This window comes from Inhella proteolytica, from assembly GCF_016093275.1.
Lineage (GTDB): Bacteria > Pseudomonadota > Gammaproteobacteria > Burkholderiales > Burkholderiaceae_C > Inhella > Inhella proteolytica.
The window spans coordinates 87,094-112,841 of sequence record NZ_JAEDAK010000016.1; the positions used below are offsets into that span (position 1 = coordinate 87,094).

A 25,748-nucleotide genomic window follows, 5' to 3' on the forward strand; every position below is an offset into this window, starting at 1 on the left:
CGGGATCAGTTCCAGTCGGGAATCACCGACTTCGGGCGTCGCATCTGCGCGCGCAGCAGTGCGCCGGGCTCCAGCTTCAGGTTCACGTTGCGCGGCGGAATCGGCTGCATGAACCAGCGCTCGTACATCTTCTGGTACTCGCCCGACTGGAAGATGCGCTCCAGCTCCTTGTTCACGGCGCGCTGGAAGTCGGCGTCGCCCTTCTTGAACATCAGCGCATAAGGCTCGACGCTGAGCTGCTCGCCCACGATCTCCCAGGCGCGCGGGTTGCGGTCGGAGGCGCGCATGCCCACCAGCAGCACGTTTTCCAGCGCCCAGGCATCGGCCTTGCCGTTGTTCAGATGGCGGAAGGATTCGGCGAAGTCCGCGCCCTCGATGACGTTGAACTTCAGGTCCTTGGTGAGCTTGTGGCGGGCCAGCACGTCGCGCGCGCTGGTGCCGGCGGTGACGGTGACGCTGCGCTTGGCGATGTCCTTCCAGTCCTTCACACCGGCATTCACGCGCGTCATCAGTTGCACGCCGGCATAGAAGTGGTGGTGGCTGAAGCTCACCTCTTCGCGGCGCTGCCGCGTGTCGGTGGTGCTGCTGCACTCGATGTCGGCCTTGCCCTGCTGGATCGCGTGGATGGCCTCGGCGGCTGGCACGGCCACGTAGCGGATGCGCAGGTCGTGCAGGTTCAGGTCGCGCTTCAGGCCCTGGGCGATTTCCTTGCACAGGTCGATGGCCAGGCCGACCGGTTCCTTCTGGCCCGGCAGCACGTAGGAGAAGGGCATCGCACCGTCACGGTAGGCCACCGTCAAGGTGCTGCTGCGCTCGATGCGGCCGAGAGTCTGTGCCTGGGCTCCCAGGCTCGCGGCGGCCAGCATGGCAAGGACGACCAGATGGGGAAGGCGTTGCATGCGATCGATCTCCAGGGCCCACCAAGGGGCCATTGCGCGGCGAATGTAGCGGTTGCTCACAGCTTGTTTCAGTGCGGGCGGGCGCAGGGAAACCCGTAGCGCGTGGCATGCCGAGTGGCCCGGCGTGAGGTATTGCCTTCCCTCGCACGCGTGCCTGTCAGGCCGTGCCGCTCAGCGAGCCCGAGTGATCGACCCGGCTCTCCAGCAGGCTGAGGATCTCGTCCAGGTGCAGCAGCGCCCGCTCGGTCGGGGTGTGGCTGGGGGTGTCCCAGACGTCCACCAGCACCCGCGTCGGGTCGAGCAGGCGGTCCTCGCGCAGGCTCAGGTGGTGGCGTGCCAGCACGGGCTTGAGCTTGGGCGCGCGGCGCAGCAGATCGGCGCGGGTGGCCTGGTACGCGTGCTCGGCCAACTCGCGGCGGTGGCGGTAGCTGAAGGTGTTGGCCAGGAAGAGCTCGGCGTCGCGGTGGTCGGGCTCGAAGAACACGATGTCGGTGTTCGGGTGGCTCTTGGAGTAGGCCTTCATGCCCAGCTCAAGGCGCGAGTGGATGAGCGAGCGCAGCATCTGGCTCAGCACCACCGGCATGCCGCCGTCCACCAGCTTGGGGATGCGCGGCTTGGCGCGCAGGTGGCGGTCGTCGGCACTCACCTCGTAAGGCACCAGCGGGTTGAGCATGAACATCAGGTCGATGCCCTGATCCAGCAGCAGGCTGCCGTGCATGGTCTTCTTGAGCGCACCGTCCACCAGGTGGCGGCCGTCGATCTCCACCGGCGGGTACAGGCCGGGCAGCGCGGCGCTGGCCTGCACCGCGCGGCTGATGGGCACGTGGTCCCAGCCCGGGCGGCCGAAGGCGATGGTCTCGCCCGAGTCCAGGTCGGTGGCCACCAGCAGCAGGCGCTTCTTCAGCCCGCGGAAGTCGTCGCTGCGGCCGGGCAGGCTGAACATGGCTTTGAGCTGGGCGGCCAGCGCGTCGCTGTTCAGCAAGCCGGTGGGCAGGGCGCGGCCCAGCAGCTCCAGCGCGCCCAGCAGCGAGCGGCGCTCCACCAGCACGCGCCAGAAGGCTTCGCCCACCAGCTGCGGCAAGCGCTTGATGCGCTCGGCGTACTCGTTCCAGTGCGGGTGCAGCAGCACCGCGGGGTCGAAATGGTCGGGTGGGGCCGAGCTGTTCTCGATGAAGCCGGCGCACAACTCGCGCGGCGTCAGGCCATTGGCCAGGCAGGCGGCAATGATGCCGCCGGCGCTGACGCCGATGAAGCCGGTGCAGTCGCTGAAGTCCAGGCCTTCGATCGACTCCTCGAGCGCACACAGGGCGCCGACCTCGTAGATCGCGCCCAGCGGCCCGCCGCCGGCCAGGGCCAGGCCGATGCGGGGCTTGTGGGCGGTCGTAGGACGCTTGGCGTTCATGCGGGGGCGGACTGTAGGCAGCGGCAGCGGGGCTGCGGGCTCGGGCTTACCCCGGCAGATGGGGGGCGAGGCCGGAAAGACAACGCCGTGAACCCGGGCGTGCAGCGACGGAGTTCACGGCGTCTGAGGCGTCCAGGCGCGGCATCACGCCGCGCTGGGATCAGGCCTGAGCGGCTTCAGCGGCCGGAGCGGCCACGGGCGCGGCGGGCTTGGCGGCAGCCTTGCGGGGCGCGGCGGCGCGCTTGGCCGGGGCCTTGGGCTCAGCAGCCTTCTTGGCCACAGGCTTGGCGGCCGGCTTGGCAGCGGCCTTCTTGGCCACCGGCTTGGCGGCCGGCTTGGCAGCGGCTTTCTTGGCCACCGGCTTGGCGGCTGCCTTCGGCTCGGCCTTCTTGGCCGGCTTGCTGGCCTTCTTGCTCGGGGCAAAGCCGACGGCGGCCGACAGCGCGTCGATGCGGGCGATCAGCGAGCCGATGTCCTTGCCGCTGGGCACGCCCAGGCTCTTCAGGGCGCGGGCGACGCGCTCTTCGAAGATCGACTCCAGCTTGTCCCACTGCTGGCCGGCCTTGGAGCCGACTTCATTGGCCATGCCGGTCATCTTGCTGGCCACGGCACCGAACTTCTGCTCGGCCAGGTTCTGGGTTTTCTTTTGCAGGTTCATGCCTTCCTTCACCAGGGCATCGAACACCTTGCCGCCTTCGCCTTGCGTCTTGCTGAAGGCAGCCAGGCCGGCGGCCCAAATCTGCTGGGCGGAGTCGCGCACGTTCTGGGCGATCTGACCGTCGAGCAGGTGGGCGGGGTTGAAGCCATTGGCCGCGGGCGCGGCCTTCTTGCCGGCCATCTTCTGCAGTTTCTTGACCATGTGTATCTCCTGGCAGGGTGTGGGTAGAACGCCGCAGGCACCCTGCGACGGTGGAGTCACTATAGGTGGCACCCCTCTGCGCGGCGAGCAGCTTTCCTAGTGTGTGCCCTCTATGAGAAGGCGGGGTTTGGAGCCCTTGCGCGCGGCGCTCTTGCCGCGCTTGGGCTCGGGTTAGTGCGGCTCTGCGGGCCGGTGGGGCTGCAGAAGAATCGACCAAGCCCATCCCGAGAACCCCAGCGCAGCACCGCCCCCGTCAGGAGAACCGCATGCAGTATTTCGTCACCGGCGCCACCGGCTTCATCGGCAAACGGCTCGTCAAGAAGCTGCTGGCGCGCAAGGGCAGCACGGTCTACGTCCTGATGCGTGAAGCCAGCCGCGACAAGTTGCCCAAGCTGCAGGAGTTCTGGGGCGCGAGCAAGGCGCGCGTGGTGCCGGTGTGGGGCGACTTGACGAGCAAGAAGCTGGGCGTGGCTGCCGATCAGATCAAGGCGCTCAAGGGCCAGATCGATCACGCCTACCACCTGGCCGCCATCTACGACATGGAGGCCGACGAGGAGTCGCAGGTCAAGGTCAACATCGACGGCACGCGCCACTTCGTCGAGCTCTGCCAGGCCATCGATGCCGGCCATGTGCACCACGTCTCCTCGATCGCCGCCGCCGGCCTCTACGAGGGCGTGTTCCGCGAGGACATGTTCGACGAGGCCGAAGGCCTGGACCATCCTTACTTCTTGACCAAGCATGAGTCCGAGAAGATCGTGCGCAAGTCCTGCAAGAAGCCGTGGACCGTGTACCGGCCCGCGATGGTGGTGGGGGACTCGCAGACCGGCGAGATGGACAAGATCGACGGCCCCTACTACTTCTTCAAGCCGATCCAGCGCCTGCGCCAGATCCTGCCGCCCTGGTTCCCCGCCGTCGGCTTGGAGGGCGGCCGCGTCAACATCGTGCCGGTGGACTTTGTCGTCAACGCACTCGACCACATCAGCCACCAGGTCGAGGAGGGTGGCGGCTGCTACCACCTGGTGGACCCCAAGGGGTACCGCGTCGGCGATGTGCTCGACATCTTCAGCCGCGCCGCCCATGCGCCCAAGATGAACCTGTTCATCAATGCCGCGCTGTTCGGCTTCATTCCCAAGAGCGTGAAGAAGGGAATGATGGCGTTGGCGCCGGTGCGGCGTGTCAAGAACGCGGTGATGAAGGACCTTGGCGTGCCCGAGGACATGCTGCAGTTCATCAATTACCCCACGCGCTTCGACTGTCGCGAGACCCTGGCCGCGCTGAAGGGCAGCGGCATCGAATGCCCGAACCTGCACGACTACGCCTGGCGCATCTGGGATTACTGGGAGCGCCACCTCGACCCCGATCTGCACATCGACCGCAGCCTGCGCGGCGCCTGTGGCGGCAAGGTCGTGCTGGTGACGGGTGGCAGCTCAGGGATTGGCCTGGCGGCGGCCAAGAAGTTCGCCGAGGCTGGCGCCATCACGGTGATTTGCGCGCGCGACCCGGTCAAGCTCGACGAAGCCGTGGCCGAGATCAAGGAGCATGCCGGCGCAGACGCCCAGGTGTTCGCGCGCAGCGCCGACATCGCCGACATGGAGAGCTGTGCCGAGTTGGTGGCCTGGCTGGAGAGCGAGTTCGGCGGCGTGGACTTCCTCATCAACAACGCCGGCCGCTCGATCCGCCGCGCCATCGAGAACAGCTACGACCGCTTCCACGACTTCGAGCGCACCATGCAGCTGAACTACTTCGGCTGCCTGCGCGTCACCCTGGGCTTGCTGCCGGGCATGGTGAAGAAGCGCAAGGGCCATGTGGTCAACATCAGCTCCATCGGCGTGCTCACCAACGCGCCGCGCTTCTCGGCCTATGTGGCCAGCAAGGCCGCGCTGGATGCCTGGACGCGCTGCGCCGCGAGCGAGTACGCCGACCAGGGCGTGACCTTCACCACCATCAACATGCCGCTGGTGCGCACGCCCATGATTGCGCCCACCAAGATCTACAACAACGTGCCCACGCTCAGCCCCGAGGAAGCGGCCGACATGGTGGCGCAGGCCTGCATCGCCAAGCCGGTGCGCATCGCCACGCGCCTGGGCAAGACGGGCGAGCTGCTGCACGCCTTTGCGCCGCGCGTGGCGCAGATCGTCATGAACACCAGCTTCCGCATGTTCCCGGACAGCGAGGCGGCCAAGGGCGATGCAGTGGGCAAGCTGGGCAAGCCGCAGCTCTCGCCCGAGGCCATCGCCATGCAGCAGATGATGCGCGGCATCCACTTCTGAGCAGCCGGTGATGCGGCGCCGTGACTGCCTGAGCCTGTGCGCGGCGTCCCTGCAGTCGGCCACGGCCGCCGGGGCCGGAGCGGGTGCGGCGCGGCCGCGCGTGCGCTTTCCGCGCCCGCAGCGCCAATTCGAGCTGCGCCGCTGGTACCCGCTGGCCTTGCTGGAGCAGGCGCTGCAGCGCAGCGGCTGGGAGGTCGAGCTGCAGCCCAGCGAACAGGTGATGGTGCAAAGCCGCGCCCTGCGCGAACTGCAGGAGCCCGACGGTGCGGTGGATGTGGCTTGGTCCGTCACCAGCGCGGCACGCGAGCAGGCGCTGCGGCCCATCCGCATTCCCATCTACCGCGGCCTGTTCGGCTGGCGCGTGCTGCTGGTGCCGCAGAGCCGGCGCGATGCCCTGCGCGCCGTGCAGGACCTGGAGGGCCTGCGTGCGCTGACCCTGCTGCAGGGGCATGACTGGCCGGACACTGAGATCCTGCGCGCGAACGGCCTGCGGGTGCTGACCACGGCCCGCTACGACCAGCTCTTCGCCATGCTGGCGCGCGGCCGCGCCGACGCCTTTCCGCGCGGGGTGACCGAGGTCGAGTACGAGCTCGCGCGCGAGAGTCAGACCGTGGCGCTGGAGCCGCACCTGCTGCTGCACTACCCCGCGGCGGAGTACTTCTTCGTCAGCACGCAGCGGCCCGATCTGGCCGAAGCCCTGGAACAGGGCCTGCTGCGCATGGTGGAGCAGGGCGACTTGGATCGCCTGCTGCAGCGCCACCATGGCGCGGCGCTGAAGGCCCTGCATCTGGGGGAGCGGCGGCGCATTGCCTTGCACAACCCATTGCTGCCCAGCGCCACGCCGCTGGCGGACGAGCGCCTGTGGTGGCGGCCCTGACGACGCGGCGCAGCGGCCTGCTGTGGGCCTGCGCCGGTGCCGGCGCGGCGCTCTGGCCGGGGCGGGCGCGGGCGCAGGTGCTGCGCGCCCGCATTCCACGCCCGCCACGCGATGTGGATCTGGAGCGCTTCTACCCCCTGCGCCTGCTGCGGGCGGTGCTGGCCGCCTCGGGCCGGCCACACCAGATCGAGCTGACGGCGCAGCCCATCATCCAGGCACGCGCGCTGCGTGAACTGGAGAGCGACAGCGGCGTCATCGACCTGGTCTGGAGCATGGCCAGCCAGGCGCGCGAGCAGCGCCTGCGCGCCGTGCCCGTGCCGATCTACGGCGGGCTCTACGGCTGGCGCCTGCTGCTCATCCGCAAGGGCGAGGCAGCCCGCTTCGCCGGCCTGCGCACGCTGGACGATCTGCGCCGCCTGCGCTTCGTGCAGGGCAGCGATTGGCCGGACCGCCAGGTGCTGGAGGCCAATGGCCTGCAGGTGGATGCCGTGCCCAGCTTCGAGGGCCTGTTCGCCCGCCTGGCCCAGGGCTCGGTGGATGCGTTCCCGCGCTCCGCACTGGAGATCTGGAGCGAGGCCCGGCAGCAGGCCGCGCGCTTCGAGGTCGAGCCCCTGCTGGCGCTGCGCTACCCCGCGCCGATGCTGTTCTTCGTGGCGCCCGGCAACGCCGCCCTGGCGCAGGCGCTGGAGGCGGGCCTGTTGCGCCTGCACGCGCGCGGCGAGCTGACGGCGCTGCTGACCGCGCTGCACGGCGACGAACTGCGGCGCGCGCGCCTGGCGCAGCGCCGCGTCATCGAGCTGCACAACCCCTTGCTGGGGGCGGACTACCGCGAGGACAAGCGCTTCCTCTATCGGCCCTGATCCCTTCAGTAATGCGGCGGGCGCTCATCGCGCACGCTGCCGGGCGCGCTGGGCATTTCGCGCACCTGCTGGCGCAGTGCCAGCAGTTCGCGCTGCAGCGCGTCGATCTGCTGCTGCTGGCGCGCGATCACGTCGTTCAGCTGCTCCAGCAAGTCGTCGGTGAAGCTGGCCTTGATTTCCAGCTCGGTCAATCGGGCGTCGGTGTCGGGCATGGGCGGGATTGTCCGGGGTCACTTGTGGCAGCGGCGCCGACCCTGCAGCATCGTGCCCCTCATGGCCCGCATCCAGTTCACGCCGCAGCTGCGCCGCTTCACCGACACCCCGGTGCTGGACTGCGCCGCAGCCACGCTGGCCGAAGCCTTGGACGCCGCCTTTGCACTGAACCCGCGCCTGCGCGGCTATGTGCTCGACGATCAGGGCGCGCTGCGCCCCAATGTGGCGGTGTTCGTTGACGGACGGCGCAGCCAGGACATCTACCAAACCCTGCGGCCCGACAGCCAGGTCCATGTGCTGCAGGCACTTTCCGGAGGTTGAGCATGAGCGATTCGCGCGCCTGGGTGGCCACCCGCAAGGGCCTCTTCGAACTGCAGCGCGAGGCCGGCGGCGCCTGGCGCATCGCGCGCCTGAGCTTCGTGGCCGAGCCCGTCAGCATGGTGCTGCCGCCCGATGCCAGCGGCTTCATGCTGGCGGCGCTGAACCTCGGGCATTTCGGCGTCAAGCTGCATGCCAGTGACGACGCCGGCGCCAGCTGGCGCGAGGTGGCCTGCCCGACCTACCCCGAGCAGCCGGCGGAGCCCGAGCAGCCCTTCCCCTGGAAGCTCAACCTGATCTGGTGCCTGGAGCGCGCCGTCGACGGCAGCCTGTGGTGCGGCACCCTGCCCGGCGGCCTGTTCGTCTCGCGCGACCGGGGCCAGAGCTGGCAGTTGGTGGAGTCGCTTTGGAACCTGCCGCAGCGGCTGGAGTGGTTCGGCGGCGGCTACCCCGAGCCCGGCATCCACTCCATCTGCCCGCACCCGCAGGATGCGAACGACCTGCTCATCGGCATCAGCTGCGGCGGCGTGTGGCGCACGCGCGATGGCGGTGCCAGCTGGCGCGTGCACACCCAGGGCATGCGCGCCGACTTCATGCCACCCGAACGCGCGGAGGATCCCAACATCCAAGACCCACACCGCGTGCAGCGCTGCGCCGCCGCACCCGATGTGCTGTGGACCCAGCACCACTGCGGCATCTGGCGCAGCGCGGACCACGGCGCGCTCTGGCAGGAGCTCAAACCCGCGCCCTCCAGCTTCGGCTTCGCGGTGGCGGCGCACCCGAGCGACCCGCAGACCGCCTGGTTCGCCCCGGCCGTGAAGGACGAGCGCCGCATCCCGGTGGATGCCGCCCTGTGCGTCACCCGCACGCGCGATGGCGGCCAGAGCTTCGAGACCCTGCGCAGCGGGTTGCCCCAGCAGCATTGCTACGACCTGATCTACCGCCATGGCCTGGACGTGGGCGCGGACGGCCAGAGCCTGCTGATGGGCTCCACCACCGGCAGCCTGTGGGCCAGCGGTGATGGCGGCGACTCCTGGCAGACCGTGTCCACGCATTTGCCCCCCATCTACGCCGTGCGGCACGGCTAGCAGGAACAGGTCCGAAAGCGGCGCGGGCGAGGCCTAGAGTGCGCCGCTTCTCGAACCCCTGTCGCGCCATGCACCCCGTCGACCGCTTCCGCTTTCTCCACCAAGGCTCTGAGGCCTTTGTGCTCGTCAACGTCTGGGACGGCGCCAGCGCCCTGCTGGCCCAGCAGGCCGGTGCACAGGCTTTGGGTACGTCCAGCGCCAGCCTGGCCTGGTCGCTCGGCTGGCCCGATGGCCAGCAGCTGCCCTGGGCCGAACTGAAGGCGGCGGTAGTGCGCCTGCTGCGCGTGGCGCGGGTGCCCCTGAGCGTGGACATCGAAGCCGGCTACGGCAGCGAGCCCGAGGCCGTGGCGGCACGCGTGCGGGAACTGGCCGAGCTGGGCGTGGCCGGCATCAACATCGAGGACGGTCTGGCCCCGGCCGAGCAGCTGGCGGCCAAGCTGCGCGCCATCCGCCAGCGCCTGGGCAAGCGGCCGCTGTTCCTCAATGCCCGCTGCGACAGCTTTCTGCTCGCCGTGGGCGAGCCCAGCGCGCGCGAGGGCCTGGCGCTGGCGCGTGCGCAGGCCTACGCCGCCGCCGGAGCCGACGGTGTGTTCCTGCCGGGGCTCGCCGACCTGGCCACGGCCGGCCGGCTGGCGCAAGCGGTTCCGGCCGCACTGAACCTGATGTGGCTGCCCGGCCTGCCCCCGCGCCAGGCCCTGCCCGCCGCCGGCGTGCACCGCCTGAGCCTGGGCCCGGCGAGCTTCCTGGGCGCCTACTCGGCCCTGGCCGAGCAGTTGCGCGGCTGGTGCGCGCTGGGCCAGCCGCCCGAAGGTTGGCAGCCCCGTCCGGATTACGCCGGCTGGCAGGCGCTCTGCGCCTGAGTTCAGCCCAGCACGGGCTTGTTCACCATCAACCAGAACACCGCCAGCATGGCCGTGAAGGCCGGGTAGCCGAGCCATTCCCAGGCACGCTGGTCGCGGGCGTATTGGGCGGGCAGGGCGCTGCCTTGCTGTACGCAGCGCTCCAGCGTGCGCGCCATGCGCAGCTGCAGCCCCAGCACCGGCAACCAGCAGGCGCCGGCAAAGAAGTACAGGCCCAGCGAGAGCAGCAGCCAGGGCGTGTCCAGCGGCCAGCCGGCCAGGTGCGCCAGGGCCGCGCCGCTGAGCGGCTGCACGATGACCGCGGGCGTGGTGAACCAGGTGTCCGCCCGCACCACCAGACGCGCCACCACGGCGCGGGCCTGCAGGCTGGGCTGGCGGTTGGCGAAGAACAAATAGAACGCCGAGCCGAAGCCCGTGCCCACCAGCAGCACGCTGGAGACGATGTGCAGCCACTTGAGCGTCAGGTAGGTGTTCATGGCTTGTGCAGGCCCTGCAGCAGCAGGGCGGCAATGGCAAGGTTCTTCAGCAGCGGGCCCAGCGGGTCCAGCCACAGCGCGGGCTGCAGGGCCGTGGCCAGCAGGGTCATCAGCAGCATGCCGGCCAGGGCCAGGGCGTAGACCCGTTTGCGCGGGTGCAGTGCCAGGGCCAGGCCGATGGCGGCGTCCCACAGTGCGCCGGCCCACACCAGGCCCAGCGCCGGCAGCGCGGCCACGCCGCTGGCGAGCAGCAGCTGCTGGCCGGCGCGGCCGCCATCCCACAGGCTGGCGGCGGCCGTGCCCAGCCACACCAGCACGAGCGCCAGGCGCGGGCCGTCGCGGCGCAGCGGTCTCATGCCCAGGCTCCTTGCAGCGGTTCGCGCGGTTCGTGGCCCAGCAGCGCGGCAAAGCGCGCGGCTTCTGCCGGCGAGCTGGCCACGCTGTCCTGCTCCAGCAGGGCCAGCGCCTCGCGGCTCCAGCTGCTGAAGGGCAGGGCATCGCCCAGCCGGGCGCTGGCGCGCACCAGGCCTTGCGGCAGCCGCAGGATGCGGGCTGGCGCCTGGCCGCGTGCGGCGCGGCGTTGCGCAATCCACGCCGCCAGGGTGGCCGCGCGCGGGCCCACGGCCTGCCAGGGGCGGGCCGCGGCGGGCGCGTGCAGCGCGTGTACCAGGGCCTCGGCCAGGTCTTCCACGCGCAGGGGCTGCACCTGACAGCGCAGCAGCTGCGGCGGCAGCGGCAGCCAGGGCAGCCGGCTCAGCCATTCAAACTGCCGGCTGCTGATGCCGCCCGCGCCGAGCACCAGGCTGGGCTGCAGGATTTGCAGCTCCAGCGCGGCCCCAAGTGCTTGCAGGGCCTGCTCGCCCGCGCGCTTGCTGCGGGCGTAGGCCGCATCGCCCGCACACAGGGCCGAGACCAGCACGAAGCGGCGCACACCGCACGCCACGCAGGCCTGGCCCAAGGCGGCCGGGGCCCGGTGGTGCAGGCGCTCCAGCCAGCCCTCTTGGCCATCTTGTCGGTCGCGCACGGTGCCGGGCAGGTAGATCACCGCGTCCACGCCCGCCAGCAGCGGCTGCCAGGCTTCGGGCTGGTGGGCGGCCCGCCAGTCCAGCCGGCCCTGCAGGGTTTGCACCGCATGGCCGGCCTGTTGCAGCGCCGCCTGGGTGGGGCGGCCGATGAAGCCACCGGCGCCCACCAGCAGGACTCTCACGCTGCTTCCTTCGCAGCGGCGGGCGGGAGGCTGCGGCGGGCCAAGGTCTCGCGCACCGGGCGCCAGACCTGGCGCGCAATGAAGGCCACGGTGCCGAAGGTGCCGGCCGCCACCAGCCAGAGCGCGCGTTCCAGCGCGTCCAGGGTCTCGGCCTGGCGGTACTGGCCGAAGCTCAGCGCGAGCAGCAAGGTGCCGCAGATTGCCAGCACGTAGGCGCTGCGGATCCAGAAGTCGGCGCCATCGCCCGCGCCGCCGCATTGGCTGCGCAGCACGCGCAGCAGGATGGGTTTGAGGTAGCCCAGGGCGAGGACGGGCCCCAGCACGGCCAGCAACAGGGTCATTGCGAAATGGAGGACTTGCATGGCTTTTCCTTTCGGGGGGATTCAGAGGGTGCAGCCGTTCGAGCTGCAGCGGCGGGTGGCGGCACGCTCCGCCGCGCGGCGGGCCGCACGCTCGAACAGCCAGCGCACCGGGGCCTGCGGCAGGCGGTGGCGGTTGCGCACCACCCAGGGGTAGACGCGCGCGGCCAAGCGGGCCAGCAGGGGCTGGCGCAGGGCGGCGGCCACCCCGCCCAGGCCCACCGTGCGGTACAGGGCCTCGAAGGCCGGCACGGCGATCAGCCACTGCCCATCGGCGTGGCGGCGCACATGCAGGGCGTTCATCAGGGCGTCCTGCGTCACGCCCAGCGCGGCGGCATCAAAGCCGGGCGCGGCGGCATCGATGAACGCAATCCGGCCCTCGGTGTTGCGCAGCATCAGGTTGTGCATCTCGGCGCGGCAGAGCTGGCAGCTGCCGTCGTAATAGACGGTGAGTTCGGGGTGCGTGGCGTTCATGGCTGAAATTTCAGTAAAAACAGAAATAAAGAGGCCAAAGAAAGGGCGCAGAGCGCCCGGCTTGGGTTCAGAACGGCGGCAGCTGGGGCGGCATGGGGGTGACGGGTTGGCTGCTTGCATCGGCCTCGCCCTGGCGCACGAAGCGTTGCACCTGGGCGCCGAGCTTGAGGATCTTTTCCAGCGTGGCGGGCGAGAGCCGCAGCATCTCCTCGCTCCAGGCACCCAGGGTCTGCATGAACTCCTGGGTGCTGCGCAGCCGGTCCTGCGTGGCGGGGCTCTCGGCGGCCAGTGCGGGGTCGCGCGCCAGTTCGCCCAGCAGGCGCACCGTGGGGTCGAATTCGCGCTCCTTGCGCTCGCGCACGATGGTGCGGAACAGCTCCCAGACGTCGCTGCTGGTCTCGTAGTAATCGCGCCGGTCGCCCAGCACCTGGGTGACGCGGATCAGGTTCCAGTTCAGCAATTCCTTCAGGCTGGTGCTGACGTTGCTGCGCGCGATGCCCAGGGTGTCGGCCAGTTCTTCGGCATGCAAGGGCTGGCCATGGAAGAAGAGCAGGGCATGGATCTGCGCGACGCTGCGGTTCACGCCCCAGCTGCTGCCCATCTCGCCCCAGTGGACGATGAAGCGGCGGGCGATGTCGGTGAGTTGCATGGGGTGGATGCTAGGTAATCTGAAATTTCTGTCAAGACAGAAACCTTATTTTTCGTCTGAGCTTCGAAGGGTGTTGCCCGCTTTGGGTGAGAGCCCGCCGGGGTGTCGTCCCGGCAGCCGACCTACTTTCTTGCTCGTGCAAGAAAGTAGGCAAAGAACACGGCCCCGATTCCGGCGCCCGGCCTGCGGCCGGGTCCCCTGCGCTGCGCGAAATGCTGGGCCGGCCCAAAACTCGCTGCGTTCGCTTCGCGCACTCCGCTCAGACAGTTGGGCCGAGTCAGTTGGGTGGGCGTGCGTGCCGCACGCCGCCCAGCATTTCTGTGCTGCTCGGCACCTGCATAGGGGCAGCAGCCAACAGCCAACAGTCGAATGCCGAACAGCCCGGACTTCAAACACGGTGCCGTTTCCCGGCTGTTGGCTGTCCGGCTGTTGGCTGCTCGCCCTTCGTAGCTGCCGAGCAGCGCAGGGAACCCCCGGCCACAGGCCGGGGGCAGCGGAGCGGGCGCGTGTTCTTTGCCTACTTTCTTGCACGAGCAAGAAAGTAGGTCGGCTGCCGGGACGAAAGCCCCGGCGGGGTCTACCGCATGGCTCCGACCAGTCATAGATCGCAAAAGACTTGCAGCAGAACGGTCGCGCTCAAAGGCCGATTCGCGCCGATCGGCTTGTTCGTGCGACTGGCCGTCGTCGCAATGCGCCCTTGGCCGGCGTACCGACCAGTTCGCCATCGCCGCCCTCATTGCGTGCAAGACTTTCCGAAGCGTTTGCGGCGCGGGCCCACCGTCAGTAGCACTTCACCTCAAGTACGAGGCTTCCCATCCGATGAGGGACTGCCATCTCCGAGAGCATGGTGGAGAGCGCCCCAATGTTCTGAAGCTTGGTTCCGCATCGGTAGTTCGCCCCGGGCTCGGTTTCCCAGAAAAACTGCTTTGGGACGATTACGTGCGCAAGGTCAGAGTACGCGAACGGTTGCCCCCAAACGCCGGCGTCAGCGATGTGAGTCTCCAAGACGTCCTCGGCCGCAGGCAGGCCACCGGTCCAGTACCCGGCGTCGGTACCGAGTCGTGCAAAGGTCGTCCACGAGCACCAGGACCGGCTACGAACTGGCAGGAATTCGCCTTCACCGAGGACTCGCTCCGCGCAGAGGAAAAAGGTTCGCCATTCAAGGTCAGTCATTTCGCGGCTCAACACGATGCTTACCGATCGCTGGCGATCCTCGCTCTCATTTCAGCACGTGACTTGAACACGCAGTCAGTGGCCCAGGGCACAAAAGCGGGCCTTCAAGCATGCCTTCTGCCGAGCAGCGATCGTTGCAGCGCGGTCGCTCGCCAGAGCATCGGCCTGCCGGTCGTAGTTGGCCTCCAGCCAGTGCGAGCTGGTCACGACTTCGGAGCCGCGATCAAAGCACTGCGCTCACCCACCCCCAAACCGAAACCCCGACACCGCCAACCCCCCAAAGAACTCATCCTCGTGATAGTGCAGCACCGCCCCATCCGCCCCAGCCGCGCCGGCCGCCACCATCAGCGGCAGCAGATGGTCCTCGCGCGGGTGGGCCTGCCGGGCGGCAGGGGCTTCGGCCCAGCGCATCAGCCGCGCGGCGCGCTCTGAAGGGTCGGGCTGCAGCACGGCCTCGCGCAACCAGTTGTCGAAGGCCTGTGAGGCGGCGGCGCCGCGGGCGTCGAAGCTGCGCAGGTTGTGGAAGCTCAGGCCGCTGGCCAGGATGAGCACGCCCTCGTCACGCAGCGGCGCCAACAGCCGGCCGGCGTGCAGATGCAGGGCGGGGTCCAGCTCTTGCTGCAGGGACATCTGCACCACCGGCACGTTCGCTTGCGGGTAGATCGGCTGAAGGGTGGTGAAGCTGCCGTGGTCGAAGCCGCGTTCGGCATCCAGAGCGGCGTGCAGTCCGCCGGCGCGCAGCAGGCCGGCCACCTGGGCGGCCAGGGCGGGGTCGCCGGGGGCGGGGTAGCGCACCTCGTAGGTGTGGGGTGGGAAGCCGCCGTAGTCGTACAGCATGGGCGGCTGCGGGTGGGCGCTGAGCAGGAATTGCGGCGCCTCCCAATGGGCGGTGACGACGAGCACGGCGCGCGGCGGCGCGGGCAGCTCGGCGGGGATGCCGGCCAGGGTGCGCTCCAGCACGTCGAAGCGGCGGCGGAAGGGGCCGTCCATGTAGGGCCAGGGGCCGCCACCGTGGGAAATGAAATACGTCGGGAGTCGGGTGGTCATGGGCCCAGTCTGAGCCCGAAGCGCGCCGCCGCGGTTCGACGGAATTGACGACGCCGTTCAGCCTCCGCCCATTGCCCTGGCAATCAAGCGATGGAACTGGTGCACGCCCTGCTCGCGCGTGGGCGAGTAGCGGCCATGCTTGTAGAAGCGCGAGCGCAGGCCGCGCTGCACGGTCATGACGACGGCTTCGTCCTCCAGCTCCACTTCATCCAGCGCGCCGCCCGCACCTTGGCCGCGCAGTTCGGGCTTCCACACATAGGAGCGGAAGCTGACCCTCGTCCTTGCCGGGCCGACAGGTTGCACCAGGTTCAGCGACAGGCCCCAGGGGTAGAAGTTCAGCATCAGGTTGGGGAACACCCAGTAGTAGTAGGCGGCGATGCGCTGGCCGTGCTCGGGGCTGCTGGCGGGCAGCTCGAAGGCGGTTTCGCCCGCGCGGGCGGTGGCCAGTTGCAGATTGCCCCAGTCCTGCAGCTCGTAGCGGTAGTTGGCCAGGTCCAGGGTCTGCGTCAGGCCCGGGTGCACGAAGGGGATGTGCAGGCCTTCCAGGTAGTTCTCGACGTAGAGCGCCCAGTGGGCGTCGAACTCGTAGTCGCGGCTGGCGGCGGGGTCGCTCTGGAAGTCCTGCAGCGGCAGCCAGTGCAGGCGCTCCTGCAGCGGGCCGAAGAAGGCGTCGAAGCCTGCCAGCGGTGCTTCCAGCGCCACATAGCCGTGGCCGCCCCAGGTTTGCAGGTCCAGGCGCGGCAGGTCGTCGCAGGGGCGGGGGAAGTCCAGCGCCTCTTCAAAGGCGGGCATGAAGACCATGCGGCCGTCCAGTTCGAAGCGGCGCGAGTGGTAGCCGCAGCGGATCTGCTTCGCGGCCCGGCAGGGTTCCTGCACCAGCAGGTTGCCGCGGTGGGTGCAGACGTTGCTCAAGGCACGCAGGGTGCCTGCGGCGTCGCGTGCCAGCAGCAGGGGTTCGTCCAGGCTACCGGGCAGCAGCTGGCGCGGCGCCAGACTGCCCGGTTCGGCCACATCAGCCAGGTCACCCAGCCATTGCCAGCTGCGCGCGAACAGGCGTTCGTGCTGCAGGGGCTGCAGGGCGGGGTCGAGGTAGAAAGCTTTGTCCAGGGTTTCGGCGCGCGCCACCTCGGGGTGGATCTGCCAGCGGTTCATCGGGCTTCCTTTCAGGGGGACTGGGCGAGGGTGCGCAGCAGGGCGTCCAGCACCGGTCGGCCAGCGCCGGCGCGCTCGTGCTGAATCATGGCCACGACGACCAGGCGCTCGCCGCGCGTGGTGAGCAGGTAGCCGGCTACGGCCTGCACATCGCGCAGGCTGCCGGTCTTCAAGTGGGCGCGGCCGCGAGCCGGGCCGAAGCGTTCGGGCTCGCGGCGCAGGGTGCCGTCCTCGCCCACGAGGGGCAGCGAAGCCATGAACTCCGGCATCACCGGGCTGGCCCAGGCGGCTTGCAGCAATTGGCCCAGCTGCGCGGCGCTGAGGCGCGAGCCGCGTGCAAGGCCGGAACCGTTCTCCAGTTGCCAGCCCTGCTCGGGCCAGCCCAGGCGCTGCTGCAGCCACTGGCGCAGGCCCTGGCGGGCGGCCTCGGCCGTGGCGGGCTCGTGACCGGCCTGCAGGGCCAGCGTCAGCCAGAGCTGTTCGGCCATCAGGTTGTTGCTGTGCTTGTTGAGGTCCTGCACCACGTCGGCGAGCGGTGGCGAAGTCAGCTCGAAGCTGGGCGCGCGCTCGGCTGGGGCTGCCCCGGCGCGTACCCAGCCGGTGAGCTTGCCGCCCAGGGCGCGCCACATCGCCTCGATCAGCCGGGCGTTGTAGCTGGCCGGTTCGGGGTCGGCCAGCGGCCAGGCGGCTTCGCCACAGCTGGCGGGCCAGCTGCCGGCCAGGCGCAGCGGGCCGCTGGTGCGGCCGGCTTCCTCCACCCAGCTGGCGCGCAGCTGGCCGCGGCCGTCCAGGCAGGGGCCGGGCTTGAGCGGCACGCGCTCCTGCGCCAGGGGCAGGCCGGTGTCCAGCTGCAGCCAGGCCTGGCTGCGCGCCGGGTCGGGGCGCACGAGCAGGGTGTGGGCCTTGTAGTTGAACAACAGGGCGTCGGGCCGGACATTGCCGGCGCGCCAGGGTTCGCCATCGAAGTCGGCCGCCGCTTGCGTGTCGGGGGCGAAGGCGCGGTTGTCGAGCAGGATGTCGCCCTGGATTTCGCGCACGCCCAGCTGCTGCACGCGGCGCAGCAGCAGCCACACGCGCTCCAGCACCAGGCTGGGGTCGCCCCGGCCCTGGATCACCAGATCGCCCTTCAAGAGGCCGCGCTCGGGCTCCAGCGTGCCGTCCAGCCAGACCGGCGTCTTCCAGCGCCAGGCCGGGCCCAGCTGCTCCAGCGCGGCGAAGCTGGTGGCCAGCTTGGTGAGCGAGGCCGGGTTCTGTGGCGCCGCCTCGCGCCAGCGCCAGCGCGGACGGGTGGAATCCACCGGTGCCACCCACAGGGCCAGGGCCTCGGGCGGCAGCTGGGCGGCCTTCAAGGCCTGCTGCACCGCGGGCGGCAGGTGGGGTGGGCTGGCCGCCTGGGTGGGGGGGAGGGCCAGCGCGAATGTCAGTGCGAACAGGGGGGCAAGGCAACGCATGCCGCCCATAGTAGGGAACCTACACTGGCGCCCCTATGCCGCAGTCCCCCGAAACCGCCCCCGCCCAGGCCCTGCTGGCCCTGGATGGCGCCACCGACCAGCTCGCCCTGGCCTTGGTGCGTGCGGACGGGCAGACGTGGACGCGCGACGCGCCCGGCGGCGCCCAGGCCTCGGCCACCTTGATCCCGCTGCTGCAGGCCCTGCTGCTGGAGGCCGGTGTGCAAGGCCGCGAGCTGGCCGGCATCGCCTACGGCCGTGGCCCGGGGGCGTTCACCGGCCTGCGTGCCGTCTGCGCCGTGGTGCAGGGCCTGGCCCTGGGCTGGGAGCGCCCGGTGCTGGAGCTGGACAGCCTGGCCCTGGTGGCCGAGGCCGCGCGTCAGCAGAACTCCGGCTTCACGGCCGGATGGGTGGCGATGGACGCCCGCATGGGCGAGTGCTACGCCGCTCCCTACCGCTGGAATGGCAGCGCCTGGCAGGCCGAGCAGGCGCCAGGCCTGTGGAACCCGCAGGACCTGCAGCAGGCCTGGGGGCCGCCCACCCCGCCCTGGACCGGCAGCGCCCAGCCCCTGCTGGCGCCGGAAGCGGCCGCCAGCTGGCAGGCCGGCGGCAGCCGCGCGGCGGCGCTGGCCGCCCTGGCGCGCCAGTCCTGGGCCGCACCGGCCTGGAAGGACGCCGCCGAGGCCCTGCCGCTCTATGTGCGCGACAAGGTGGCCCAGACCACCGCCGAGCGCGAGGCGGCTGCGGCCGCCGTGGCGCGCTGAGCCCCGGAGCGGCCATGGGTGCGGTTTTGCGTCATCACCTGGAGCGCATCGACATCGGTGTCGAGGATCTGGACGAGCTCATGGGCATCGAGCAGGCCGCCTACTCGCACCCCTGGAGCCGCGGCAACTTCATCGACTCCATCAGCGCCGGCCATCTGCTCTGGGGTCTGCGCGAACCGCTGAGCGGCGAGCTGCTGGCCTATTGCGTGCTGCAGCGCGTGCTGGACGAGGCGCATCTGCTCAACATCACCGTGGCACGCGCCCATTGGGGCCGTGGCCTGGCCAGCGAGCTGCTGCGCGCTCTGCACGAGCACCAGCGCCGCAGCGGCGCGCGCCAGATGTGGCTGGAGGTGCGCGTGAGCAACGCGCGTGCGCAGCTGCTGTACGAACACCTGGGCTACCGCGAGGTGGGCCGGCGCAAGGGCTACTACCCGGCCCTGCAAGGCGAACGCGAGGATGCGCGCGTGATGCGCCTGGACCTGGAGCCCCTGCCATGACGCCGCGCTGGGACGAACGCCAGCGCGCCATGCTGGGTGCGCTGGGCCTGAACTGGTGGCCGGGCGCGGCGGGCAAGCCGGGCCGGGCCGCGCCGGCTCCCACACCGGTGCCTGCCGTGGCGGCGCCGGCCATCGCACCGGTCAGCGCGCCACCCGCGCCCGTGGTGGCGCCCGTACCCGCCCGCGCCGTGCCCGTGGCCGAGCTGCTGCACACGCTGCGTGAACCGGCGCCGCTGCAGGCGCCCGCCGTTTCCGACGTGGCGGGTCTCGACTGGCCGGCGCTGGAAGAGCGCATCCGCAGCTGCCAGGCCTGTGGGCTGTGCCAGAAGCGCCGCCAGGCCGTGCCGGGCGTGGGCCTGCAGACGGCGGATTGGTTGATCGTGGGCGAAGGCCCGGGCGAGCAGGAGGATTTGCAGGGCGAGCCCTTCGTCGGCCCATCGGGCCAGCTGCTGGATGCCATGCTGGCTGCGTTACGGCTCAGCCGCCAGCCCGGCGCGCCGGCCGGACAGGTCTACATCGCCAACGCCGTGAAGTGCCGCCCGCCCGGCAACCGCAACCCAGAGCCCGACGAGATCGCCGCCTGCCGGCCCTACTTGCTGCGGCAGATCGAGCTGATCCGCCCGCGCGTCATCCTGGCACTGGGGCGCATCGCCGTGCAGTCGCTGCTGGGCAGCGAGGCGCCGCTGGGCAAGCTGCGTGGCCAGGTGCACCGCGGGCCGCTGGATCTGCCGGTGGTGGTGAGCTACCACCCGGCCTACCTGCTGCGCAACCCGCTGGAGAAGGCGCGCGCCTGGGAAGACCTGTGCCTGGCGGCCGACACGCTGGAGGCCGCGCCTTGAACGGCCGCGAGCTCGAAGCCCAGGCCCAGGCGGCCATCGAGGAAGCGGCGCGCCTGCGCCTGGTGGCGGACAACGTGCCGGTGCTGATTGCCCTGTACGAGGCCGGCTCCAACCGCTGCCTGTACGCCAACCGGCCCTATGCCGAGACCTTCGGTTTCACCACCGAAAGCATCATCGGCCTGCATGTGGCCGACATCATCGGCACGGCGGCCCACGAGGCCATCCAGCCCGCCGTCGTGCAGGTGCTGCAGCGGCGCAAGGCGGCCAACTACGAGCGCACGCTGCGCGGCGCCGACGGCGAGACGCAGTGGATCGACGTCACCCTGCTGCCGCACATGGACACCGCCGGCCAGGTCGTCGGCGCCTTCGTGCTGATCCACGACATCACCAAGCACCGCCGCGCCGAGGCCCTGCTGCGCGAGAGCGAGACCCGGCTCGACAAGTTCCTGCACGCCACGGTCGAGGGCATCGTGTTCCACCGCGGCGGCACCATCTCCGACGCCAACCCGCCGCTGTGCGAGCTGATCGGCTACCGCCGCGAGGAGCTGGTGGGCCGCTATGTGATGGACTTCGTGGCGCCCGACGAGCAGGAGCGCGTGACGCGCGTGATGCTGGAGCGGCAGGAACTGGCCTACGAGAGCGCCATCGTGCACCGCAATGGCGAGCGCATCCCGGTGGAGCTGATCGCACGCACCATGGAGTACGGCGGCGAGACCCTGCGCATGAACATCGTGCGCGACATCCGCGACCGCCTCGCCGCCCAGGCGCGCATCCATCACCTGGCGCACCATGACGCACTGACCGGCATGCTCAACCGTGCCGCCTTCATGGAACGCCTGCAGCAGGCCCTGCAGCGCGCCCGCCAGAAGGCCGGCCACCTGGCCCTGCTGTTCATCGACCTGAACAACTTCAAGCGCGTCAATGACTCGCTCGGGCATCTGGAGGGCGACCGCGTGCTCGTCACCGTGGCCGAGCGCGTGCGCACCTGCCTGCGCAGCACCGATCAGGTGGCCCGCTTCGGCGGCGACGAGTTCGTCGTGCTGCTCGAAGACATCCGCGGCCCCGAGGACGTGCACCAGGTGCTGCAGGCCCTGCTCAATGTGGTCGAGGTGCCGGTGGAGACCATGGGCCGCGCGCTCTCCGTCACGCCCTCGATCGGCATCGCCCTGCACCCCGAGCATGGCGACACGCCCGAGCTGCTGATCCAGCACGCCGACACCGCGATGTACGGCGCCAAGGCGCGCGGCGACAAGCAGTACCAGTTCTTCGAACCCTCGATGGAGCTGACCGCCTACAACGATCTGGTGGTGGAGACCCAGCTGCGCGAGGCACTCGCGCGCGACGAGTTCGAGCTGTACTACCAGCCGCAGATCGAACCGCGCCACGGGCGCCTGGTCAGCGCCGAGGCCCTGCTGCGCTGGCGCCACCCGGTGCGCGGCCTGCTGACGCCCGAGAGCTTCATCGCCGTGGCCGAGCGCCACCCGCTGATGGTGCCGCTCTCGCAATGGGTGCTGCGCCGTGCCGCGCTGCAGGCGCAAGACTGGCACCGCCGCGGCGTGGCGCAGGCGCGCATCGCCGTCAACCTCAGCCAGGTGCAGTTCCGCCTGGAGGGCTTTGCCGACACCGTGCGTGCGGTGCTGAGCGAGGTGGGCGTGCCGGGCGAATGGCTGCAGCTGGAACTGACCGAGCGCATGCTGATGGACGACGTGGCCGGCGCGGTGGAGACCCTGCAGCAGCTGCGCGCGCTGGGCCTGACGATCGCCGTGGACGACTTCGGCACCGGCCACACGGCACTCGCACACCTCACCCAGCTGCCGCTGGACAAGCTCAAGATCGACCAGAGCTTCATCGCTGGCCTGCCGCAAGAGAACGGCGCGCGCGCCGTGACCCGTGCCATCGTGCAGATGGCCCAGGGCCTGGGCCTGCGCGTGGGCGCCGAGGGCGTGCGCCGGCGCGAGCAGTGGAGCCTGCTGCAGGATTGGGGCTGCGACGAGTTGCAGGGCGAGCTGGTGGCGCCGCCGCTCTCGGTCACCCAGTTCGAAGCCTGGTGCCGGCAACGCGAGGGCGGCTGATGGGCGAACTGGAAGCCCGCATCCGCGCCCGCATTGAGCAGGCGGGTGGCTGGCTGCCCTTCGACGCCTTCATGGCCGAGGCCCTCTACGCCCCCGGCCTGGGCTACTACAGCAGCGGCCGGCCCACCTTCGGCCTGGGGCCGCAGGGCGGCAGCGATTTCGTCACCGCGCCGGAACTCAGCCCGCTGTTCGGCCAGGCGCTGGCCTGCCAGCTGCTGCAGGCGCTGGAATTGACCCGCACCGACGTGTTGTGGGAGTTCGGTGCCGGCAGCGGGGCTCTGGCCGAAGCGGTGCTGGACACGCTGATGGCGCAGGACCGTCTGCCGCGCAGTTACCGCATCGTCGATCTCTCCGGCACGCTGCGCGAACGCCAGCAACAGCGCCTGGCCCGCTTCGGCGACCGGGTGCAGTGGCTGGACGCTCTGCCCGCGCACTTCGAGGGCGTGGTGCTGGGCAACGAGGTGCTGGACGCGATGCCCGTCAAGCTGCTGCACTTCGATGGCCAGCGCTGGCACGAGCGCGGCGTGGCCGTCGGCCCCGCCGGCCTGCAGTGGGCCGATCGCCCGAGCGAGCGCCGCCCGCCCTACGACCATGGCCACTGGGTGCCCGGCACCGTCACCGAGATCCACATCCAGGCCAAGGCCTGGCTGCGCACCCTGGCCGCTGGCCTGGCGCGCGGCGCGATCTTCCTGATCGACTACGGTTTCGGTGACGCCGAGTACTACCACCCGCAGCGCATCGGCGGCACGCTGATGTGCCACCACCGCCACCAGGCCGACGCCAACCCGCTGGTGATGCTGGGCGAGAAAGACATCACCGCCCACGTCAACTTCACCAGCCTGGCGCTGGCCGGCCAGGACGCCGGTCTCTCGGTGCTGGGCTACACTACCCAGGCGCGCTTTCTGCTCAATTGCGGCATCGGCGAGTTGCTGCAGCAGGCCGATCTGCGCACGCGCGCGAACGCGCAGAAGCTGCTGACCGAGCATGAGATGGGCGAGCTGTTCAAGGTCATCGGCTTCGTGGTCGAGGGCCAGGAATTCGATGCCATCGGCTTTGCCGAGGGCGACCGCTCCCACCGGCTCTAGCCATGAAGCGCCACCTGCTGCTGCTGGTTCTGCTGCTGCCGCTCTGGGCCCAGGCCCAGCGCATCGCCTTCATCAACCCCGGCAAGTCGGACGAGGCCTTCTGGACCACCGCTGGGCTGGCCATGCAGGCCGCGGCGCGCAGCCTGGGCGTGCAGTTCGAGCAGCGCTTTGCCGAGCGTGACCCCGAGCGCGCGGTGGCCCTGGCCGCCGAGATTGCGGCGCGCCCCGTCGCCCAGCGGCCGGACTACGTCATCCTCGTCAATGAGAAGACGACGCTGGTGCGCAATGCCCAGCAGTTGCAGGCCGCCGGCATCAAGAGTTTTGCCGCCTTCAGCGGCCTGCTGCCGCAGGAGCACGAGCCCTATGCGCCGCGCCGCGGCCTGCCCATGCTGCTGGGCAGCCTGGAGCCCAATGCCGAGGATGCCGGCTACCTGACCGCCAGGGCCCTGATCGACGCCGGCCGCCGCCAGCGGCTGCAGGGCCGCGACGGCCGCCTGCATCTGCTGGCCATCGCCGGCGACCGCTCCACCCCGGTCTCGATTGCCCGCAACGAGGGCATGCGCCGCGCCGTGGCCGAGGCGCGCGGCGTGGTGCTCGACCAGACCCTGTTCGGCGACTGGAAGCGTGAGCTGGCCGCGCAGCAGATGGGCCAGCTGCTGCAGCGCGGGGCGGCCCCCCAACTCGTTTGGGCCGGCAGTGACCAGATGGCCTTCGGTGCCATGAGCGCCGCCGAGGGGCACGGCCTGGAGCCCGGGCGCCAGCTGCTGTTCTCGGGCATCAACACCTCGGAAGAGGCGATGGAGTCCGTGCTCAGCGGCCGGCTGAGTGCGCTGGCCGGCGGCCATTTTCTTTGCGGCGCCTGGGCGCTGGTGATGCTGCACGATTACCACCGCGGCCATGACTTCGCGCGCAGCGAGGGGCTGGAACTGCAGCGCCCGATGTTCATGCTGTTTGGCCGTGCGCAGGCACGCGCCTATCTGCAGCGCTTCGATGCCCAAGGCATCCAGGCGCTGGACTTCCGGCCCTACAGCAAGGCCCACAACCCCCAACTGCAGCGCTACCCCTTCCGGCTGGACGGGCTGCTGCGCTGAACCCCCCCATGAAGACCCTGCTGCTCGCCCTGGCCGCTCTGGCCCCGATCACCGCCCCCGCCCAGACCGAGGAGGCCCTGCGCTGCCGTGGCCTGGCAGATGATCGCGAACGCCTGGCCTGCTTCGACCGCTGGGCGGCCGGCCTGGCCGCACCAGCTGCCAAGCCCGTCGCCGCGCCGGCCACCCCCGCCGCTGCGGCCCCCGCCCCGGCGGACTTTGGTTTGCCCAGCAAGCCCGCGGCGCCAAGCGCCGATCGCGTCGAGAGTCACATCGACGGCTTGTTCGAAGGCTGGAAGAAGGGGCAGGTCATTCGCCTGGCCAACGGGCAAAGCTGGCGGGTCCATGAGGACAGCTCGGCCTACTTGAACCTTCAGAGCCCTCGCGTCACGGTGCGCCGCAATGTCTTTGGCGGCTACCTGATGGAGTTCGAGGGCAGCAACAAGGTGGTGCGGGTGCGCCGGGTGGAGTGAAGGCAGGCCCTCACAAGGGGTAGTCGTAGCGGATGAAGCCGCGGTACTCGGCCAGGCGGTCGTACAGGGCCCGCGCCGTGGCGTTGTGCGCCTGGGTCAGCCAGTACAGGCGCTGGGCGCCCTGGCTGCGCGCCTGCTCGGCCACTGCCTCGATCAGGCGCCGGCCCAGGCCCTGGCCGCGCTGCTCCGGGTCCACGAACAGATCCTGCAGGTAGCAGACCCACTCGCCCCAGGTGGAGGACTGGAACAGGTAATGCGTCAGGCCCAACAGGCGCTGGCCGTCGCTCAGCACCAGGGCCTGGGCCGGGCCGCCCTGCACCAGGCGGAGCCAGGCGGCCTCGTAGGCCGCGTCGTTAGGCTGCACGCCGTAGAAGGCCTTGTAGCCGCGCGCCAGGCGCTCCCAGTCGGCGCGGTCCGCGGCCTGCAGGCCGCGCAGGAGCAAGGTGGCGCTCATGCCGGAATCAGGCTGGCATGGCCGGCCAGCAGCACCCAGCGCTCTCCCTGGCGCACCCAGGTGTCGGTCACCAGGAAGCGATAGTCGAAGGGCTTGCCCTGCCAGCTGCCAATCTGGTGCAGCACACCGGTCAGCACCGCGGTGTCGCCCAGCACGCGCACCTGCACCTGATCGGTCTGGTTGAGGCTGAAGCGCAGGGCCGGGGAGCTGACCTCCATCAGCATGCGGGTGCGGTCCTTGCGGCTGCCATTGCTGGCGGTCAGCACGAAGTCCGCGGCGTAGTAGGGCGCGATGGCCTGGGCGTCGCCGGCCATGATCAGGCGGTTCAGCTGTGCATCGGCTTCGGCCACCGCCGGGTCGGCCTGGGCGGCCCCCGTGGCCAGCGTCAGGCTCAACAGGCTCAGGAATTTCCACATCTCTCAGGGCTCCTTCAGAAAGCAAGGGTCACACTCTAGGAATTGCGATGGTTCTGATGAAGAACCAAGACGGAGCAATTCCATGGAGCCAACACACGCACCCGCGGCCTGGTTGATCGATGGCGCCGGCCTGCGGCTGGCGCGCAGCGACGGCCGTTCGTTGACGCAGCAGCTGGTGGAGCAGCTGAAGACCGCGCTGCAGACGGCCGAGCGCGGCGCGCGCCTGCCGCCCAGCCGGGCACTGGCCCAGGCCCTGGGCGTGGGCCGCAACACCGTGCTGGCCGCGTATGAGCGCCTGGCCGACGAGGGCTACATCGAAGGCCGCGCCGGCGCCGGCACGCGCCTGCTGCAACCCCAGCAGGCGCCGCCCGTGCCGCCGCGGCTGGCGGCGGCCGAGCCCGAGCGCTGGCGCCAGCTGCCGCCGCCGCG

At 70.4% G+C, this 25,748-nt stretch carries 29 protein-coding genes; 14 read left to right on the forward strand and 15 right to left on the reverse strand.

Translation table 11 applies throughout. From position 1 onward, the window contains the following. Nucleotides 1–5: 5 nt before the first annotated feature. The 3 genes from I7X39_RS18930 to I7X39_RS18940 form a co-directional block, all read right to left on the reverse strand. Entirely contained in the window at nt 6–899 is an 894-nt protein-coding gene (locus I7X39_RS18930; protein WP_198112735.1) for an amino acid ABC transporter substrate-binding protein, read from the reverse strand. Between the two features lie 157 nt (nt 900–1,056). Continuing rightward, complete coding sequence (locus tag I7X39_RS18935) at nt 1,057–2,301, reverse strand: patatin-like phospholipase family protein (protein WP_198112736.1); 1,245 nt, start codon at nt 2,299–2,301, stop codon at nt 1,057–1,059. Between the two features lie 160 nt (nt 2,302–2,461). Further along, nucleotides 2,462–3,160 (reverse strand): phasin family protein, encoded by a 699-nt coding sequence (locus tag I7X39_RS18940; RefSeq protein ID WP_198112737.1) that lies wholly within the window; start codon nt 3,158–3,160, stop codon nt 2,462–2,464. A gap of 266 nt (nt 3,161–3,426) precedes the next feature. Between I7X39_RS18940 and I7X39_RS18945 the strand changes: the two genes are divergently transcribed. From I7X39_RS18945 to I7X39_RS18955, 3 genes are read left to right on the forward strand one after another with little or no spacing between them, the layout of a single operon-like run. Beyond that, a complete protein-coding gene (locus tag I7X39_RS18945) occupies nt 3,427–5,430 on the forward strand; it encodes an SDR family oxidoreductase (RefSeq protein WP_198112738.1) in 2,004 nt (667 codons plus the stop codon). Nucleotides 5,431–5,440: 10 nt separating this feature from the next. Then, entirely contained in the window at nt 5,441–6,307 is an 867-nt protein-coding gene (locus I7X39_RS18950) for a substrate-binding periplasmic protein (protein ID WP_198112739.1), read from the forward strand. Beyond that, nucleotides 6,295–7,167 carry a substrate-binding periplasmic protein gene (locus I7X39_RS18955; protein WP_198112740.1) on the forward strand — a complete coding sequence of 291 codons (873 nt, stop codon included), beginning with the start codon at nt 6,295–6,297 and terminating at the stop codon, nt 7,165–7,167. The genes I7X39_RS18950 and I7X39_RS18955 overlap by 13 nt, the downstream gene beginning before the upstream one ends. Nucleotides 7,168–7,172: 5 nt before the next feature. Here the strand turns inward: I7X39_RS18955 and I7X39_RS18960 are convergent, their stop codons facing one another. Beyond that, on the reverse strand, nt 7,173–7,379 hold the full coding sequence (locus tag I7X39_RS18960) for a SlyX family protein (protein WP_198112741.1): 207 nt from the start codon (nt 7,377–7,379) through the stop codon (nt 7,173–7,175). Between the two features lie 61 nt (nt 7,380–7,440). On the opposite strand from I7X39_RS18960, the gene I7X39_RS18965 reads away from it, so the two are divergent. The 3 genes from I7X39_RS18965 to I7X39_RS18975 all read left to right on the forward strand — a co-directional run bounded on the left by I7X39_RS18965 (nt 7,441) and on the right by I7X39_RS18975 (nt 9,646). Beyond that, nucleotides 7,441–7,701, forward strand: a complete 261-nt coding sequence (locus I7X39_RS18965) for a MoaD/ThiS family protein (protein WP_198112742.1) — start codon at nt 7,441–7,443, stop codon at nt 7,699–7,701. A gap of 2 nt (nt 7,702–7,703) precedes the next feature. Further along, nucleotides 7,704–8,786 carry a WD40/YVTN/BNR-like repeat-containing protein gene (locus tag I7X39_RS18970; RefSeq protein WP_198112743.1) on the forward strand — a complete coding sequence of 361 codons (1,083 nt, stop codon included), beginning with the start codon at nt 7,704–7,706 and terminating at the stop codon, nt 8,784–8,786. Between the two features lie 68 nt (nt 8,787–8,854). Next, complete coding sequence (locus I7X39_RS18975; RefSeq protein WP_198112744.1) at nt 8,855–9,646, forward strand: isocitrate lyase/PEP mutase family protein; 792 nt, start codon at nt 8,855–8,857, stop codon at nt 9,644–9,646. A gap of 2 nt (nt 9,647–9,648) precedes the next feature. Here the strand turns inward: I7X39_RS18975 and I7X39_RS18980 are convergent, their stop codons facing one another. From I7X39_RS18980 to I7X39_RS19020, 9 genes are all read right to left on the reverse strand, one after another. Further along, nucleotides 9,649–10,122 carry a DUF2269 family protein gene (locus I7X39_RS18980; protein WP_198112745.1) on the reverse strand — a complete coding sequence of 158 codons (474 nt, stop codon included), beginning with the start codon at nt 10,120–10,122 and terminating at the stop codon, nt 9,649–9,651. Next, on the reverse strand, nt 10,119–10,478 hold the full coding sequence (locus I7X39_RS18985; protein WP_198112746.1) for a DoxX-like family protein: 360 nt from the start codon (nt 10,476–10,478) through the stop codon (nt 10,119–10,121). Before I7X39_RS18985 ends, I7X39_RS18980 begins: the two co-directional genes overlap by 4 nt. Further along, complete coding sequence (locus I7X39_RS18990) at nt 10,475–11,329, reverse strand: NAD-dependent epimerase/dehydratase family protein (protein WP_198112747.1); 855 nt, start codon at nt 11,327–11,329, stop codon at nt 10,475–10,477. Before I7X39_RS18990 ends, I7X39_RS18985 begins: the two co-directional genes overlap by 4 nt. Continuing rightward, nucleotides 11,326–11,691 (reverse strand): hypothetical protein, encoded by a 366-nt coding sequence (locus tag I7X39_RS18995; RefSeq protein ID WP_198112748.1) that lies wholly within the window; start codon nt 11,689–11,691, stop codon nt 11,326–11,328. Before I7X39_RS18995 ends, I7X39_RS18990 begins: the two co-directional genes overlap by 4 nt. A gap of 21 nt (nt 11,692–11,712) precedes the next feature. Continuing rightward, entirely contained in the window at nt 11,713–12,162 is a 450-nt protein-coding gene (locus I7X39_RS19000) for a thiol-disulfide oxidoreductase DCC family protein (protein WP_198112749.1), read from the reverse strand. Between the two features lie 67 nt (nt 12,163–12,229). Continuing rightward, entirely contained in the window at nt 12,230–12,811 is a 582-nt protein-coding gene (locus I7X39_RS19005; RefSeq protein WP_198112750.1) for a GbsR/MarR family transcriptional regulator, read from the reverse strand. Between the two features lie 1,410 nt (nt 12,812–14,221). After that, entirely contained in the window at nt 14,222–15,031 is an 810-nt protein-coding gene (locus tag I7X39_RS19010) for a DODA-type extradiol aromatic ring-opening family dioxygenase (RefSeq protein ID WP_198112751.1), read from the reverse strand. Nucleotides 15,032–15,088: 57 nt separating this feature from the next. Beyond that, nucleotides 15,089–16,183 (reverse strand): aromatic ring-hydroxylating oxygenase subunit alpha, encoded by a 1,095-nt coding sequence (locus I7X39_RS19015; protein WP_198112752.1) that lies wholly within the window; start codon nt 16,181–16,183, stop codon nt 15,089–15,091. Between the two features lie 11 nt (nt 16,184–16,194). Then, nucleotides 16,195–17,634, reverse strand: a complete 1,440-nt coding sequence (locus I7X39_RS19020; protein WP_232352059.1) for a D-alanyl-D-alanine carboxypeptidase/D-alanyl-D-alanine-endopeptidase — start codon at nt 17,632–17,634, stop codon at nt 16,195–16,197. A 35-nt stretch (nt 17,635–17,669) separates the two neighbouring features. On the opposite strand from I7X39_RS19020, the gene tsaB reads away from it, so the two are divergent. From tsaB to I7X39_RS19055, 7 genes are read left to right on the forward strand one after another with little or no spacing between them, the layout of a single operon-like run. Then, entirely contained in the window at nt 17,670–18,395 is a 726-nt protein-coding gene (gene tsaB, locus I7X39_RS19025; RefSeq protein ID WP_198112754.1) for a tRNA (adenosine(37)-N6)-threonylcarbamoyltransferase complex dimerization subunit type 1 TsaB, read from the forward strand. Nucleotides 18,396–18,409: 14 nt separating this feature from the next. Then, nucleotides 18,410–18,892: a ribosomal protein S18-alanine N-acetyltransferase gene (rimI, locus tag I7X39_RS19030; RefSeq protein WP_198112755.1), complete on the forward strand. Its 483-nt coding sequence runs from the start codon at nt 18,410–18,412 to the stop codon at nt 18,890–18,892. Continuing rightward, entirely contained in the window at nt 18,889–19,731 is an 843-nt protein-coding gene (locus I7X39_RS19035; RefSeq protein ID WP_198112756.1) for a uracil-DNA glycosylase, read from the forward strand. The genes rimI and I7X39_RS19035 overlap by 4 nt, the downstream gene beginning before the upstream one ends. Further along, a complete protein-coding gene (locus tag I7X39_RS19040; RefSeq protein ID WP_198112757.1) occupies nt 19,728–21,803 on the forward strand; it encodes a putative bifunctional diguanylate cyclase/phosphodiesterase in 2,076 nt (691 codons plus the stop codon). The genes I7X39_RS19035 and I7X39_RS19040 overlap by 4 nt, the downstream gene beginning before the upstream one ends. Further along, nucleotides 21,803–22,888, forward strand: coding sequence for a class I SAM-dependent methyltransferase (locus I7X39_RS19045; RefSeq protein WP_198112758.1), 1,086 nt, complete (start codon nt 21,803–21,805; stop codon nt 22,886–22,888). Before I7X39_RS19040 ends, I7X39_RS19045 begins: the two co-directional genes overlap by 1 nt. A 2-nt stretch (nt 22,889–22,890) precedes the next feature. Continuing rightward, nucleotides 22,891–23,979 carry an ABC transporter substrate-binding protein gene (locus I7X39_RS19050; protein WP_198112759.1) on the forward strand — a complete coding sequence of 363 codons (1,089 nt, stop codon included), beginning with the start codon at nt 22,891–22,893 and terminating at the stop codon, nt 23,977–23,979. An 8-nt stretch (nt 23,980–23,987) separates the two neighbouring features. After that, nucleotides 23,988–24,449 carry a hypothetical protein gene (locus I7X39_RS19055; protein WP_198112760.1) on the forward strand — a complete coding sequence of 154 codons (462 nt, stop codon included), beginning with the start codon at nt 23,988–23,990 and terminating at the stop codon, nt 24,447–24,449. 10 nt (nt 24,450–24,459) lie between these two features. On the opposite strand, the gene I7X39_RS19060 is transcribed toward I7X39_RS19055, so the two are convergent. Next, nucleotides 24,460–24,903 (reverse strand): GNAT family N-acetyltransferase, encoded by a 444-nt coding sequence (locus I7X39_RS19060; RefSeq protein ID WP_198112761.1) that lies wholly within the window; start codon nt 24,901–24,903, stop codon nt 24,460–24,462. Then, a complete protein-coding gene (locus tag I7X39_RS19065) occupies nt 24,900–25,319 on the reverse strand; it encodes a nuclear transport factor 2 family protein (RefSeq protein ID WP_198112762.1) in 420 nt (139 codons plus the stop codon). The genes I7X39_RS19060 and I7X39_RS19065 overlap by 4 nt, the downstream gene beginning before the upstream one ends. An 82-nt stretch (nt 25,320–25,401) precedes the next feature. On the opposite strand from I7X39_RS19065, the gene I7X39_RS19070 reads away from it, so the two are divergent. Beyond that, the coding region (locus I7X39_RS19070; protein ID WP_198112763.1) for a GntR family transcriptional regulator at nt 25,402–25,748 on the forward strand (347 nt) is incomplete at its 3' end.